Here is a 14476-nt window from a genome sequence, read left to right as displayed (position 1 = left end):
ATGCGAGTGCGTGCGGCTTACTGGAGGATTGACTTGTATGCTTGCGCTGCATGGCGGCTTACGAGCCGGCGTAGTGTGCGCGGGGGCGGATCAATTCACCGCTTTCCACTTGCTCCATCGCGTGGGCGAGCCAGCCGACGGTGCGCGCAAGCGCGAAAATAACGAGGGGCGCGTCTAGCGGAAGGTCGTATGTCGCCGCCAGCGCGGCCAGCGAAAAGTCGAGATTGGCGGGCTCTCCGAGCAGCTCTTCACCGGCTTCGGCCAACGCGATGTAGAGCGCCGGCACATCGAAGCTCGCCATGATCGCCTTGGCGCGCGGATCGCCATCGGGATAAAGGCGATGGCCAAAGGCCCTGACCACGCCCTCCGAGGAGAGCATTCCCCGGATCGCCTCGCGGACGCCGCTCGTCGCCGCCTGTTCGGCCAGGCGCGTGACGCTGAGCCACGCACCGCCATGTCTCGGCCCGGTCAGCGTGGCAAGCCCCGAGAGGGTGGCGGCGGAAAGCGCAGCACCCGAGGAGGCCGTGACCCGGGCCGCGAAGGCCGAAACATTGAGTTCGTGCTCCGCGGTCAGCACCAGGCATTTGCGGATCGGTTCCGCCGCCTCCGGCCGCCCCCAGCCCAGTGCCAGCCGCTGGTGCAGCGGCATTGGTTCTCGTGACGGCGCCAGCCCCGCCGCGGCGGTAGCAAGCACCTCGGCGGCTTCGGCCTTCAGTATCGCCGGCCGTCTCCCGAGTGCCGGTAGGTCGCTCTCGATCCGTGCAGCCAGGCGTCCGAATGTTGTGGTCAGGCGCGATTGACTGCCACCATGGTCACCGGCGGGAACGGTCACTGTCTCGAATGATTGCCAAAGCAGTGTGGCAATCTCCTCCAATGTCGCGTCGCCGGAGAGTTCGACCGCATCGCGACCGCGATAGAATAAGCGTCCGCCAGCGATACTGGAGATCGTTGTCTGCAGAACCGGTTCGCCCCAGCGGATCGCTTCGGCGGCAACGACCGCCGCCTGCCGCCGCCCGGCATGGCGTTCGGCCAACCGGTGCACGTCGTCTACCTGGTAGAGGCTGCGGCGCGGATCAGTCGGGTCGGGCTTGGCGCGAATGCGCCCGCGGCTGACATTGGCATAGAGCGTCTGCCGCTTGCTGCCGAGCCGGGCGAGCGCCTCTTCGGCGGTGATCCAGAGTGTCTTCATATTGATCAATTGCATCAAGATTGACGTCAATAGGTCTAGGTCGGATCATCCTTCGCGTAAAGGAGAAACTGATGATGAAGAACGGACTTGAAGACGTCGTCGCCGCCGAGACGCAGCTTTCCCATGTCAACGGTGAGGCCGGCGAATTGATCATTCGTGGCGTATCGCTCGATCACCTGGTGGGTTACGCAAGCTATGAAGATGTCGTGGCCCTGCTGGTCGACGGGTTGGTGGGGACTGCTCCGGATCGCACCGAGCTTGTCCGGCGCCTTGGGCAGAAGCGCGCAGAGGTGTTCGCCCATGCCGGTGCGATCGACGACGCGCTACTGGAGCTGCCGCCAGTCGACATCATGCGCGCGCTGATCGCCCGGCTTCCGGATGGTGATGATCTCGACACGGCGCTGCGCTTGCTTGCCGCCCCGGCCGTTTTCCTGACGGCTGCGCTGCGCCTGAAAAGGGGTGAAAGCCCGGTTGCGCCGAGGCCGTCGCTGTCGCACTCCGCCGATATCCTGGCGATGCTCGGCGCAAAGGTGCCGATGAGGCAAGAAGTGGCGGCGCTCGATGCCTATCTGGTGACGATTTCGGACCATGGCCTCAACGCCTCCACCTTCGCCTCACGTGTGGTCGCGTCCACGAAAGCCGGCCTCACATCTTCGGTGCTCGCTGCAATCAGCGCTCTCAAGGGGCCGCTTCACGGCGGCGCGCCGGGTCCGGTGCTGGACATGCTCGATGCGATCGAAACACCGGAGAATGCGGAAACCTGGCTCACCCGAGCACTCGACCGCGGCGAGCGACTGATGGGCTTTGGCCATCGCGTCTATCGTGTCCGCGACCCCCGTGCCGACGCGCTGAAAGGCGCATTGAGGCAACTGATCGCCGCCGACCCGGTAAACCGCGATCGTATTCAACTGGCCGAAGCGGTCGAACAGTCGGCCCTCGCCATCCTGAAGGCGCGCAAGCCAGACCGTCCGCTCGACGTCAATGTGGAGTTTTATACCGCGCTTCTGCTCGATGCGCTGAAATTCCCGCGCGAGGCCTTTACCGGCGTTTTTGCGATCGGCCGCACTGTCGGCTGGGTCGCCCACGCCCGCGAGCAGGCGCTCGAAGGCCGGCTCATCCGGCCGCGCTCCATCTATGTCGGGCCTCTGCCGCAACAGGCGGCCTGAGCGCGGGCGTGCTCTACGGTGAGACGGAGACCATCAGCGTATTTCGCAGGTGTCGTTGCAAGAACACCTTCAGGTCACGGAAATCGTCGAAACCGAGGACGGTCGCAAAACGGGCGACCGTCGTCGGCGAAATGGAACAGGCGGCCGTCAGGCCGCCTCAGACTGCTGACAAACCCCTGGCGTTTGCCGGGGGTTTTTGATTCCTTGGGTCATGTTGAAGAAACCCGGCCCCGAACAGACCGCGCTTGAGGTGACGCTGGAACAGCTGGTCCCGAAGGATCACCTGCTGCGTCGGATCGATGCGGTGATCGACTTTTCCTTCATCCATGATCGGGTTGCCGGGCTTTATTGCGCCGACAACGGTCGTCCGCCGCTTGATCCGACCTTGATGTTCAAGGCGCTGTTCATCGGCTACCTGTTCGGCATCCGCTCCGAGCGCCAGCTGGTGCGCGAGATCGAGGTCAATGTCGCCTATCGCTGGTTCCTGCGGCTGAAGCTGACCGCTGGGGTGTTCGACGCCTCGACGCTGTCGCAGAACCGGCGGCGGCGTTTCAATGATACGTCGGTGGCGCAAGACATCTTCGACCACATCGTCAGCCAAGCGATCGCCCATGGGCTGGTCGATGGTACGGTGCTCTATACCGACTCGACCCATCTGAAGGCCAATGCCAACAAGGGTAAATACGATTTGCAGATGATCGAGAAGTCGCGCTCCGACTACTGGGCCGATCTCGACCGGGCGATCGATGCGGAACGCGCCTTGCACGGCCAGAAGCCGTTGAAGGAGAAAGAGCGCGAACCCGAGGTGAAGGAGACCAAGGTGTCGCGCACCGACCCCGATAGTGGCTACATGGTGCGCGAGGGCAAGCCGAAGGGCTTCTTCTATCTCGATCACCGCACGGTGGACGGCCGCCACGCGATCATCACCGACACCTTTGCCACACCGGCCAACGTGCACGACTCGATCGTCTATCTCAACCGATTGGACCGCCAACGCGACCGCTTCGGCTTCGCGGTTGGGGCGGTCGGGCTCGATGCCGGCTATGCCACCGCCGGTATCGCCAGGGGGCTGGAAGACCGCGCCATCCACGGCGTCACCGGCTACCGCAACCCGACGCCGCCCAGGCCCGGCATGATGCGCAAGTCGAAGTTCGTCTACGACCACGGGCAGGATGGCTACCGCTGCCCCGAGGGTCAGCTTCTGACCTACGCCACCACCGACCGCAACGGCTACCGCCACTATACCTCCGATCCCACAACCTGCTGCGACTGCCCGCTGCTGGCCTCCTGCACCGGCAACGCCAAGGCCGTGCGCACCGTCACCCGCCATGTCTGGGCCGACGCGCGCGAGCGCACCGACGCCCACCGGCTGACCCCCTGGGGCAAGGCGGTCTACAAGCGGCGCAAGGAGACGGTGGAGCGCTCCTTCGCCGACGCCAAGCAACTGCATGGCCACCGCTATGCCCGCTTCCGCGGCCTCGTCAAAGTCACATGCCAATGCCTGCTGGCCGCAGCCGCCCAGAACATCAAGAAGATCGCCTTGGCGCTGACCAAAGCGCCGAAACCAGCGCTGGCGTGAGCCAAGCCGCCGCGCTCGTGCCCTTCGAACCCGACCGGCCACCTTCGCTCGATGCCCCCCACAAACAAAAACAAAACCCGCCGAAAATATCGACGGGTTTGTCAGCGGTCTGAGGCGGCCGTCAGGCCGCCTTCTTGGCGTCGAAGGGGATCTCGATATCGACTGCGAGCGTCGAGACCTGGGCGCCGCGCTCCATCGTCACGCGGACCTTTTCATCGTCGATCTGCATGTGCTTGGAGATCGCCTGGAGGATTTCGTCGCGCAGCTTGGTGACGAGATCGGAATCGCCGGCGGACGCGCGCTCATGGGCCAGCAGCACCTGCAGCCGTTCGCGGGCGGCCGGAGCTGACTGGGAGCGGGAGAAGAAACGGAACGGGTTCATGCCGCCTTCCTTCCGAAGATTTTCCCAAGGAAGCTGCGCTTCTCACCGGGAATGGTGATCGGCAGGGCTTCGCCCTTGAGCCGGCGTGCAGCATCGAAATAGGCGAGCGCCGGGGCTGAACGGTTGTCTGCAAGCGTGACCGGCGAGCCGACGTTGGAGGCGCGCAGCACGTCAGCGCTTTCCGGGATGATGCCCATCAGCGGGATCGACAGGATCTCCAAGACGTCGTCGACCTTCAGCATGTCGCCACGCTCGGCGCGAAGGGGGTCGTAGCGGGTGAGTAGCAGATGCTTTTCCATGCGCTCGCCGTTCTCGGCCTTGAGCGTCTTGGAATCGAGCAGGCCGATGATGCGGTCGGAGTCGCGCACCGACGAGACTTCCGGGTTGGTTACGACGATGGCGATATCCGCATGGCGCATGGCCAGCGTCGCGCCACGCTCGATGCCGGCGGGGCTGTCGCAGATAACCCAGTCGAAGGCGTTCTGAAGGGCGGCGATGACCTTCTCGACACCTTCCGGCGTCAGATTGTCCTTGTCGCGGGTCTGGGAGGCTGGCAGCAGGTAGAGCGTCTCCAGGCGCTTGTCGCGGATCAGTGCCTGCGACAACTTGGCCTCACCCTGGATCACGTTGACCAGGTCATAGACGACGCGCCGTTCCGCGCCCATGACCAGGTCGAGATTGCGAAGACCGACGTCAAAGTCCACGACGACAACCTTCTCGCCATTCTGCGCGAGGGCGGCGCCCAATGCGGCGCTGGACGTCGTCTTGCCGACGCCGCCTTTGCCCGATGTAACCACGACTACCTTGCCCATTCGTCTCTCCAAGTATCTAGAATTCGCCTTCGCCTTCGCCTGCGCCTTCGCCTGCGTCCTGATGATTTCGGCCGGATTGACCCAAGTCATCAGCGGGATGCGGGCGGCTGCCGCCCGCACTCGTCCTCGTCTCGCCCTAGCCGAGAGTTCCCGCCTTGAGCGCTTCGCCGTCGAGCCAGATCTGCACGGCCTTGCCGCGCAGGTTTGGCTCCATCTCGTCGGCCGTCTTGTAGAAGCCGTCGATCGCAATCAGTTCCGCTTCGAGTTTGCGGCAGAAAATCCGCGCAGACGCATTGCCCGTGGTGCCGGCCATCGCCCGGCCGCGCAGCGCGCCGTAGATGTGGATCGAGCCGCCGGCCACGACCTCCGCGCCAGAGGCGACCGAACCGACGATCGTCACGTCGCCTTCGGGGAAGAACAGCGATTGGCCGGAGCGCACCGGCTGGGTCACGACGATCGATGGCGTTGCCTTGGCGGCAAGCGGCTCGGCCGTGATGACGGCTTGTGTTGCCGTCTCCGGGACCTCGGCCGCTCTTTCGGCCTGCTCCGCCATCTTTGCTTCGTAGTCGGCTGCCGGACGCCCGTCATTCATCGCCGGCGGCAGATCGGCGCCGAGCAAAGACTGGCGTGCGCCTTCGATGCCCATGATCCGGACGTTGCGTTTGCCCAGTTGATCGACGAGTTCGCGCAACTGTGAACGATCGATGTCGAGCCCTTCGACATCGAGCACGACCGGCCGTCGCAGGAAAAAGCCAGCGGAGCGGGAAGCCAGATCGTCGAGCCGGGTGAGCCAGTCCTCGAGAGGCAGCTCGGGGGTTAGCGCTAGAGCAAGGAAGGAGCGCCCCTTGAGGCGGATCGGCCGGGATTCAGTTAACACGTCGTTCATCTTGGTAAATTTTCCGTTGCTTCGGTGTACCGAGGAAATGGTTAACAAAAGGTTAATTCGGCAATGCGAAGGTTAATGAGGCAGGTCCCGCGACCAGCCCGTTGATATTGAAAAACAAGGGAAATCGGTCTCTTGGAAGAGGCATATCTTTTGACTGTTGGTGCCTTGGCGATGGAGGACTGATTGTCTGCCGGCCGCTGAGGGGAGCGTGAATCGTCGAGCCACGGCGATTGCGATTCGGCCGGTTGCGCGAAGGGAGTTGACATGGGAGTGCTAAAATAAGAACATAACGTGAACAAATGGAGGTTTCCCATGAACCGGACAGAAACCATGACCCATACGGAAGAAGTGATCGAACGCGCCATGGCTGCCGTCGCAGCCGCCCGGAAGAAGCGGGAACGCGAAGCCGAGTGGCGCAAGCGCACCTTCGGGCGCATCGACATGACGCCGCCTCTACCGCGGTTGAAGCGCGGCGGGGTGCAGCTTTCCCTGCGGCTCGATGGTTCTGCTCGGTGATCGAAGAAACGGTCACTCTTCGGATTGCGGCTCTGACGACGATGCTGGCACGTTGGCCGGGACGCCGGCTGTCGGAGCCTTTCATAAGCCGCGGCTGCCTGCGCGATAGGGATCGGACGAAGCTTCGAGAGGACTGATTATGAGGCATCGTCGAAGTATCGATCTGATGCCGCGCGAAAACGCTGCCGACTACGGCTCGACGCTGGAACTGCTGCCGGAATGGTATGTGCTCGTGGCAAAATGCGCAAAGTGCCGGCATCAGGGGCAGGTTGATCGTCGGCTGGTTGCCAGCACATGCGGATCGGGCATCCACCTCAATTCAATTGGTCAAACGCTCAAATGCTCGCGCTGCGGAAACAGGGAAGGAAACAAACTGCTTCTTGGCAGGTTGCCCCGCGACTAAGATGCGTCGCGATCGTTCAGGTTCGCTCCTTTTGCCCTAAGTTCCTGATATCGCGCATGTCGTAATTCCGAACTGCTTGCATTACGCGACATGCTCTGCCGGGCCGTCAGAAACGCAAGCGGCCCGGCGATTTACTCACAGCGTTCGCAACTCAATCCAGATAGAAGACTTTTGTGCGTTGGCCTTGAGGCCGTCCAGCTCGCAGCTGAAGACGGCTGCATACTGCCGAACGGAGAAGCCATCCTCCGCTCCTTCGACAACGAATGAGATCGTCGTGATCGGATATTCCTTGTTTGCTGCGTTCGAGGTTCCACGCGGTTGCGTCGAATTCGTAGTTGTCGAGAGCCGCGCTCGGGAAGCCACCCAACGGCATGTCGAGGGCGGTTCCCATGCCTGCGAACTTCTCGAGTTCGGTTGGCGAATAGTAAGGAAAATGGTTGGCGAACGCGCTTGAGCGGATATCCATCAGCTGATCCTTGCAGGAATCGACCAGCTTCCTATCCTCGTCCTCCCTCAAGGACAGCACTTCAGCGAGGCTGAAGGTGATCTTGCCGTTGATCTCACGGCGCAAGAGGCGTCTGGCTCTGACCCGGCGCTCCAACAGATCGAGATCAATACCGAGGATTTCGGCAGCTTCCGCCGGTGTGATCTCACGGCCAGCCATCGGAGGCGGCGGGCCGTCTGTCCCGAGCAGCCGTTCTCCCTCTCCGAATTCGACCTTAAGGCGTCAGTTCGTCTTGGTAGATGAACCGTCAGTTGGCGCGATACAGCGACCATGCAATGTCGCGATCGATGGGCCGTGTCGGGTTCTGTTCCAGCACAGGCTCGCAAGGCCGGGGAAGTCCGCGGGCACTATTTCCGCGGTCATGTCGCTACCCTTTCCCGAGATCGTTCACTTCCACACCGAGGGCGTCCGCTAGCGCCTCCTTGCCCTTGTCAGGCATCAGGGCGATGCCTGCCGCAAGGCCTTCCTGCCACGAGGCCCCTCGATCCCATGCCTCCTGGTATGCGTCCGCCAAGACGTCGCCCTGCCGGGTTTGGATTATGGCCTCGAAGAGTATGGCTGCTTGCAGGAGGTCTTTGTCCCGTTTCGCTCGCCCAAGCGCGTCCGTGAGCCGCCTAGAGGCCACAATGAGCTTGTGGACGGCATACCGTTCGGGAGCGGGGACATTGACGCTCACGCCTTCCCGATGGAGCAGCACCGTTCGCACAGGCTCGTAGATCAGGAAATCAAGGAACCGCAGGTTTTCCGCTGACGCACCACCGAGGGCAGGCATGGGGGAAGGCTTGCCCGTATACTCGTCCGATCCCCGATTGCTCGTCAAGAATTCGACCCGGTAATTGGTCTTGTTGACGAACGCCGTCACGCGCGCCTTGTCGGCCTGATGAGGAACGGCCCGGAACGAGGGATCGACTGCCTCAAGGATACCCAAGATCGGCGGCAGGCTGTCATCGACCTCCTGCGAGATCGCGAAATCCATAGCCAGGTCGGCATCGCCCGTCTGCATTGCCGTCGTGGGCAACCTGACGCCAAGAACGCCCGAGTAGCAGCCATAGGCAACCGAGCCGACGAGAACACCACGCAGGCGAAAGAACCCCGCATCCGCGAGCGCCTTCGTGACATCGCCGGCGAACCGATCGGGAGCCGACATGCCGCCCGAGCGAATAAGCGTGGACACCAATCGTCGCCGCTCCTTGATGTTGTCCTTGATCTCGCGATGTCGCCGGACACGCGCTGCGATCTCTGGATCAGCTGCGGGGCCAACATAGCTCCGCTTGTCCTTGCCCTCGGGAGTAGGGATGTCGAAATAGATATAGTCTTTGCCCTTCACGGGGACCGTGACAAAGCGGCCCTCGAGCGGAAAGTCCGATTGCCATTGCGCATCAAGGGTCTGCTGGGCGAGTTCCGCGAACATGGTGCGGAATACAAGGTCTATATCTCTCATTTTCCTCGACGGCCTCGGTTATAATGTTTGCGCGAACTCATTATAACTTCGCTCGGTTATAATGGCCCTGCAAAAACATTATAACTCGCCTGCAGTCTGTCAAGGCAGATGGCGAGAGGACCGCGGCAAGGCGGATAAAAAAACCCGGAAAAACGAGTAGGTTAAATGCACGTCGTTCAGTTCAAGGCGCTGGCTGTTCGGCCTGCCTACCGGCCTCCACAGCTATATCCACCATATGGTACCAGAGGAACGCGTCGATGAGGTAATCGGCATAATCCAGTGTCAGCGGCAACATCCCGTCCCAGAAAAATGGTTGTCGATGCAGTCGCCAGGGTCGCACAGCTTACGGGTCAGGGCTTCATTCTCGGGCTCGATCCGATCCACGACCTTTTCGAAAACGCGGTTTGCAATCTGTATGAGCGCGGCCCTTTGATCTCCGTTTAGAGGCAGCGTTTCAATCACGGCACGGGAATCCGTGTCGGTTATCCTTTGAGGATTTGGCGGACTTGGTCATCAGCATTTTCCGATCGCCAACCGATGCTGGTTCTTAGCTTCGCTGTCTGTATTCCATGACGCCAGGCGGCCGCCTATGCTCACATGCGCGAGTGTAGGATATGCGCAAGCGCATCCCGAGCGGCGGAAACCCGCTCGCGACTCAGTGACGGCCGGCGCTTTGAAATGAGTCCACGCACGCCGGTCGAAAAATGAGAGTAAGGTCATTGCGAATCCAAAGTATCTGTCTCAGTTTCTGGTGAGCGATAGGCATACTTCACATCTGGCTCGAGAATTCCCGAAATTATTAACAAAAGTTATCAAGCGTGATGCAAAAGCAGGAACCGCAACCTGGAACATTTTATTATCCCTTTCGTTGAGTTGATGATCGAACGAAAGGATGAGATCATGAAGAAGCTTGTAATCACGGCGGCAGTTGCTGCTCTAATGGCAGGCTCCGCCTTTGCTCAGGATACCAATAGGGAAGCCGGTACGGCCGCAGGCATGGCCGGTGGTGCGGCAGCGGGTGCTGTCGTCGGTGGCCCGATCGGTGCCGGTGTCGGCGCCGTGGTGGGTGGCGCGCTCGGTGGAGCGCTGACGCCTCCGCCGCCGGAAGTGGTCACCTATGTCACGCAGCAGCCGGCTCCGCCGTCTGTCGTCGTTCAGGAACGGATCGTGGTCGGTAAGCCGATCCCGTCGGCCGTCGTCCTGACGCCGGTTCCGGACAACCCGCGCTACGCCTATGCGGTCGTCAACCACCAGCGGGTGATCGTGGAACCGCAGTCGAGAACAGTGGTGCAGATCGTCAACTGATCCACACTGCAATAATCTCTCCCCTGGGGCAGCGTTCACGCGCTGCCCTTTTTGCGGTTCCACCCGACCGTCGCGGCCAATTCTGGATTGCAGTATTGTTGCTGTGATATCTAATATATATTTCAAACTAAATTGCCGATATTTGGCAAACTTATTTACTGTTGCTTTGAATCTTTATTCGAATACATTCCGTTCTAGTTAAATTTATACGTGGTAGCGCGGGTATTGATATAAATCGGCCGAAGTGGATGGCGATATGGCGAAGATCGCAGGTTCGTACTCAGACGATGTTTTGAAAGGTTCGGAGGAAACCGACTACATTTGGGGCCTTCCCGGTATCGATACGATCGATGGCGGCGGAGGCGACGATTTTGTCGATGGTGGTACTGAAAACGACATCCTGACGAGCGCGAGCGGTTACGACCGGATCGACGGCGGCGCCGGTGATGACCAGATCACTCTCGCCGGGACCGGCGGCGCGGTTACGGGAGGCACGGGCTATGACGCTCTCGTCGTCGACTTCTCGCAAAGCGCTGACCGGATGGTCTTCAACGGCGCCGGCGGCCATGGCTATATCGGCGACCCGAACGCCGCCAACCGGCACATCTTCTTTCACGATATCGAGTGGTTGCGGCTCTTCGCCGGCAGCGGTGACGACAGGATCATTGGGACTGACGGAGGCGATCGGATCTCGACCGGTGCCGGCAACGACGTCGTCAATGCGGGCGCGGGACACGACACCATCACCAATACGGGCGGTCACGATCGTCTCGACGGCGGCGATGGAACTGACCGTTTCGTGCTTGTCGGGACGGGCAGCACCGTCTTCGGGGGCCCCGGAGACGATACGTTGGTCGTCGATCTTTCTGGCTCGGCTGCTCCGGTCGTGTTCAACCTGGAGAATGGTCACGGCATCATTGGAGACGGGACGCCGGCGGAGCGGCACCTTTTCGTCCAGCATCAGGACGTCGAGCAGGTTGAGCTGATGACCGGACGCGGAAGCGACCATGTTATGGGAAGTGCGCTTGGCGACTTCATCAAGACAGCCGGTGGCAACGATGTCGTCAATGCCGGCGCGGGCGACGACATGATCACCGACGGGTCCGGTGCCAACCGTCTTTTTGGGGGCGACGGCAGCGATGGGATCATCTCCACACTCTACTCCGCCGAGATCGATGGCGGTGCGGGCGAGGACTGGCTCGCTATCAGCGAGAGGGAGCGCACGAGCGATCTCACCGTCGATTTTGCTGCTGGCAAGGTTTCGACCGGCACAGTGCTGCGCGGCTTTGAGCAGGTGAGCCTTGTGCTCGGCAGCGGCAATGACCGCGTCATCGCGGGTGATCTCGGCTCTCTCGGGGTCGATGCCGGCGCCGGAAACGATCATCTCGAAGGTGGCGCCGGGCGTGACCGGTTCGATGGCGAGGGGGGAAACGACACCATCGATGCCGGCGCCGGCGACGACATGATCGAGACGGGCGCCGGCGATGACGTGGCCTTTGGCGGTGATGGCCGGGATAGGCTCGCCAATGACGGCGGCAGCGACGTGCTCGATGGCGGCGCAGGTGACGACTGGCTGCAGGATACCGTTCCTGACAGCGGCAGCCTTGGCGTCGCGTCGATCCTGCGCGGCGGCGCGGGCAACGACACCATCAATGCCCGTTACCTCGGTGAGGCCGATGGCGGTGAAGGGCGGGATCTGTTGTCCCTCAATTATGGCGGCTTGCGTGAAGCGACGGATTTCGATGCGGCACGCGGTGTGACGCATACCGGACTGACCTTCGCCAATGTCGAATATTTCAACATCACGACCGGGCCCTATGCCGACGTGTTGCGCGGCGCCGACGACAACGACACGCTCAATTCGCTGGGCGGCAATGACATCCTCGACGGGCGCGGCGGAAACGACGCGCTATACGGCGCCACGGAAAACGACCAGCTCTTCGGCGGTGACGGTGCAGATATCATCGACGGCGGTGCGCACAATGACCTTCTGAGCGGCGGCAACGGCCACGATCGGCTGACGGGTGGCAGCGGCGCCGACACGTTTCTCTGGTCGTCGGAAACTTCCGGCCACGCAGGCCTTGATCGCGTTGTCGACTTCGCCCGCTGGCAGGGCGACCGGATCGCCTTTTCCGAGGAAGCCCAGGATGCCACCGGCATTCACAGCTATGCCGATTTTCTCGCTGCCGCGCATGATACGGCCGACGGCGTGTTCGTCGCCTTCAACGGTTCCGATGCCGAGGGCATTCTGATCGAGGACGTTTCGCTTTCGGTTCTGACGGAAAGCGAAATCCTCTTCGGCCTCGGCTGACCCCGTTCGTCGCGGGGCGGCTAGGTTTCCGGGGCCGCGCTGTCGCCCCTGGTCATTGCCTTGTCCGTCTCCGTGGTCAGGCGTCCATCGATGAGATCAATACGCCGGTCCATGCGCGAGGCCATGTCGAGATCGTGGGTGACCGCCACCACGGTCTTTCGCTGCTCGCGCACCAGCCTTTCCAGAATCTGGAACACCTGTTCGGAGCTCTTGCTGTCGAGGCTACCGGTTGGTTCGTCGGCGAGGATCAGCGGCGGATCGTTGGCCAGCGCGCGGGCCACGGCCACGCGCTGTCGCTGGCCGCCGGAGAGCTGGTCTGGCCGTTTGTCGAGATGATCGGCAAGGCCGAGTGCCGCAAGCAGGTCGCTTGCCCTCTCGCGCATCTCGTGCCGCCGAAGACGATCGAGCTTGCGCATGGGGATCTCAACATTCTCGCGCGCAGTGAATTCCGGCAGCAGGAAGTGGAACTGGAAGACGAAGCCGATATTGGCAAGCCGCGTGGTGGCCCGCTCGCCCTCGTCCATCCGGGCCGTGTCTCGGCCGCGGATCATGAGCGTGCCGCCGGTCGGTCGATCGAGGAGGCCGAGCAGATAGAGAAGCGACGATTTGCCCGAGCCGGAGGGACCGGTGACCGCGACGAATTCCTGTTCGCCGATACTGAGAGAGATGTCCTTTACCAGGGTCACCGGCACCGTCTCCCTGAGGACGCGTGTCAACTCCCTTGCTTCGATCAGCGTGCTCATGTGGCGCCCCTGATGATGTCGACGGGGTTGGCGCGGGCCGCCCGCCTTGCCGGCAGATAGCCGGCGACGGCTGCCGATCCGAGCGCGAAGGCCGCGGCGATAAGATAGTGCAGCATGCTCCAGGAGATCGGTAGCCGGGTCATTTCCTGGCCGGTTGCCGATATCTCGAAGCGCACGAGCGAGAGCGCATAGACCATTGCGAAGCCGAGCGCCCAGCCGAGGAGCGTGCCGGCCGTGGCGATTGCCACACCTTCGAGCACGAACAGGATGCGCATGTCCGTCTCGGTGAAGCCGAGCGACTTCATGATGGCGATGTCGCGCGCCTTCTCGTGCGTGATCGTCGAGATGATGTTGAAGATGCCGAAGCCTGCGACCAGCATGATCGCCGCAACGACCGTGTACATGATGACATTGCGCACGACGAGCGCCTCGAGGATCGACTCGTTTGCCTCCTGCCAGGCGACCGCCTTGTAGCCGAGCTCGGCCTCGATGCGGCGCGCTACCGTGGGCGCTGCGTTCGGATCGTTCAGCTTGATGTTGATCTCGTTGATCGCGTTCGGTCGGGCTGAGAGGATCTGCGCGTTCTTCTGCAGCACATAGGCCTCGCCTTCGTCGCGCGCCGTGGTGCCGGTATGGAAGAGGCCGACGATCTTGAAGCGGCGACTGAGACCCTCGGAAGAGACGGCGGTGATCGTATCGCCGAGCTTGGCGCCGAGCCGGGAGGCCATGGTATCGCCGATCACCACATTGTTGCCGCCTGCGGCAAGTGCGGCGAAGCTGCCTGCCTTGAAGTCGTCGATGATCGGCGAGACGCGAGGCTCTGCCTGCGGATCGATGCCGATGACGGCGGCGCCGACCTCCTGGCCGGAATAGCGAATGACGCCTTGCGCCTTGAGGGTCGCGGCAAAACGGCCCGGAATCCAGCCATCGAGCCAGGAAAGCGCCGCGGTGGGATTTATGATGCCGCGGCGGTCATCGCGTGGTCTTAGTCCGGAAATGGCGGCGGTATCGAAAAAGTCTTCCGCCGGCTGCCGCCGCGCGGTGCGCTGCTCGTCGGTCATCTGGACATGCGGCATGGTGTCGACGAGCTGGCGGACGAAATCGTCCTGACCACCCTGCATCAGGGCTGCCATGGCGATGGAAAAGCCAACGCCGACCGCCACGCCCAGCATCGCAACGATCGTCTGCCGGCCCCGGCCGGAGATGTGGGTCAGTGCAATGTCGAAGATGAGGCGCAT

Annotated in this window: 15 protein-coding genes; 6 read left to right on the top strand and 9 right to left on the bottom strand. The window is 62.1% G+C overall.

Going from position 1 to position 14476, the window contains the following annotated elements; genetic code table 11:
• Nucleotides 1-58 precede the first annotated feature (58 nt).
• Nucleotides 59-1204 carry a citrate/2-methylcitrate synthase gene (locus tag ACQ5BM_RS18910; RefSeq protein WP_429814354.1) on the bottom strand — a complete coding sequence of 382 codons (1146 nt, stop codon included), beginning with the start codon at nucleotides 1202-1204 and terminating at the stop codon, nucleotides 59-61.
• 59 nt (nucleotides 1205-1263) lie between these two features.
• Here ACQ5BM_RS18910 and ACQ5BM_RS18905 point away from each other — a divergent pair, with 59 nt between their 5' ends.
• Nucleotides 1264-2355, top strand: coding sequence for a citrate synthase/methylcitrate synthase (locus ACQ5BM_RS18905; protein ID WP_429814473.1), 1092 nt, complete (start codon nucleotides 1264-1266; stop codon nucleotides 2353-2355).
• A gap of 13 nt (nucleotides 2356-2368) precedes the next feature.
• Here the strand turns inward: ACQ5BM_RS18905 and ACQ5BM_RS18900 are convergent, their stop codons facing one another.
• Nucleotides 2369-2506: a hypothetical protein gene (locus ACQ5BM_RS18900; protein ID WP_429814470.1), complete on the bottom strand. Its 138-nt coding sequence runs from the start codon at nucleotides 2504-2506 to the stop codon at nucleotides 2369-2371.
• Nucleotides 2507-2566: 60 nt separating this feature from the next.
• On the opposite strand from ACQ5BM_RS18900, the gene ACQ5BM_RS18895 reads away from it, so the two are divergent.
• Nucleotides 2567-3934, top strand: a complete 1368-nt coding sequence (locus ACQ5BM_RS18895) for an IS1182 family transposase (protein ID WP_429814352.1) — start codon at nucleotides 2567-2569, stop codon at nucleotides 3932-3934.
• A gap of 121 nt (nucleotides 3935-4055) precedes the next feature.
• Here the strand turns inward: ACQ5BM_RS18895 and minE are convergent, their stop codons facing one another.
• The 3 genes from minE to minC form a co-directional block, all read right to left on the bottom strand.
• Nucleotides 4056-4316 (bottom strand): cell division topological specificity factor MinE, encoded by a 261-nt coding sequence (minE, locus tag ACQ5BM_RS18890; RefSeq protein ID WP_173519484.1) that lies wholly within the window; start codon nucleotides 4314-4316, stop codon nucleotides 4056-4058.
• Complete coding sequence (gene minD / locus ACQ5BM_RS18885) at nucleotides 4313-5128, bottom strand: septum site-determining protein MinD (protein ID WP_429814349.1); 816 nt, start codon at nucleotides 5126-5128, stop codon at nucleotides 4313-4315. Before minD ends, minE begins: the two co-directional genes overlap by 4 nt.
• Before the next feature lie 136 nt (nucleotides 5129-5264).
• On the bottom strand, nucleotides 5265-6014 hold the full coding sequence (gene minC / locus ACQ5BM_RS18880) for a septum site-determining protein MinC (RefSeq protein WP_334197258.1): 750 nt from the start codon (nucleotides 6012-6014) through the stop codon (nucleotides 5265-5267).
• 330 nt (nucleotides 6015-6344) lie between these two features.
• On the opposite strand from minC, the gene ACQ5BM_RS18875 reads away from it, so the two are divergent.
• Together ACQ5BM_RS18875 and ACQ5BM_RS18870 are read left to right on the top strand one after the other, a co-directional pair.
• Nucleotides 6345-6530 carry a hypothetical protein gene (locus ACQ5BM_RS18875; RefSeq protein WP_057252114.1) on the top strand — a complete coding sequence of 62 codons (186 nt, stop codon included), beginning with the start codon at nucleotides 6345-6347 and terminating at the stop codon, nucleotides 6528-6530.
• Between the two features lie 166 nt (nucleotides 6531-6696).
• Entirely contained in the window at nucleotides 6697-6933 is a 237-nt protein-coding gene (locus ACQ5BM_RS18870; protein ID WP_429814346.1) for a hypothetical protein, read from the top strand.
• Nucleotides 6934-7084: 151 nt separating this feature from the next.
• Here the strand turns inward: ACQ5BM_RS18870 and ACQ5BM_RS18865 are convergent, their stop codons facing one another.
• Both ACQ5BM_RS18865 and ACQ5BM_RS18860 read right to left on the bottom strand, forming a co-directional pair.
• Complete coding sequence (locus tag ACQ5BM_RS18865) at nucleotides 7085-7597, bottom strand: hypothetical protein (RefSeq protein ID WP_429814343.1); 513 nt, start codon at nucleotides 7595-7597, stop codon at nucleotides 7085-7087.
• 208 nt (nucleotides 7598-7805) lie between these two features.
• On the bottom strand, nucleotides 7806-8879 hold the full coding sequence (locus tag ACQ5BM_RS18860) for a nucleotidyltransferase family protein (RefSeq protein ID WP_429814340.1): 1074 nt from the start codon (nucleotides 8877-8879) through the stop codon (nucleotides 7806-7808).
• A gap of 900 nt (nucleotides 8880-9779) precedes the next feature.
• Between ACQ5BM_RS18860 and ACQ5BM_RS18855 the strand changes: the two genes are divergently transcribed.
• Together ACQ5BM_RS18855 and ACQ5BM_RS18850 are read left to right on the top strand one after the other, a co-directional pair.
• Entirely contained in the window at nucleotides 9780-10184 is a 405-nt protein-coding gene (locus ACQ5BM_RS18855) for a DUF1236 domain-containing protein (protein WP_429814338.1), read from the top strand.
• A 256-nt stretch (nucleotides 10185-10440) separates the two neighbouring features.
• The gene (locus ACQ5BM_RS18850) at nucleotides 10441-12495 is read left to right on the top strand and encodes a calcium-binding protein (RefSeq protein WP_429814336.1); all 2055 of its coding nucleotides are present in this window, start codon (nucleotides 10441-10443) and stop codon (nucleotides 12493-12495) included.
• A 20-nt stretch (nucleotides 12496-12515) separates the two neighbouring features.
• Here the strand turns inward: ACQ5BM_RS18850 and ACQ5BM_RS18845 are convergent, their stop codons facing one another.
• Nucleotides 12516-13238, bottom strand: coding sequence for an ABC transporter ATP-binding protein (locus tag ACQ5BM_RS18845; RefSeq protein WP_429814333.1), 723 nt, complete (start codon nucleotides 13236-13238; stop codon nucleotides 12516-12518).
• Complete coding sequence (locus ACQ5BM_RS18840) at nucleotides 13235-14476, bottom strand: ABC transporter permease (protein WP_429814330.1); 1242 nt, start codon at nucleotides 14474-14476, stop codon at nucleotides 13235-13237. The genes ACQ5BM_RS18845 and ACQ5BM_RS18840 overlap by 4 nt, the downstream gene beginning before the upstream one ends.

The organism is Ensifer sp. B1-9 (genome assembly GCF_050474445.1).
GTDB lineage: Bacteria > Pseudomonadota > Alphaproteobacteria > Rhizobiales > Rhizobiaceae > Ensifer.
Note: the sequence above shows the minus strand (reverse complement) of the source record. Positions and strands in the feature narration are given on the sequence as shown.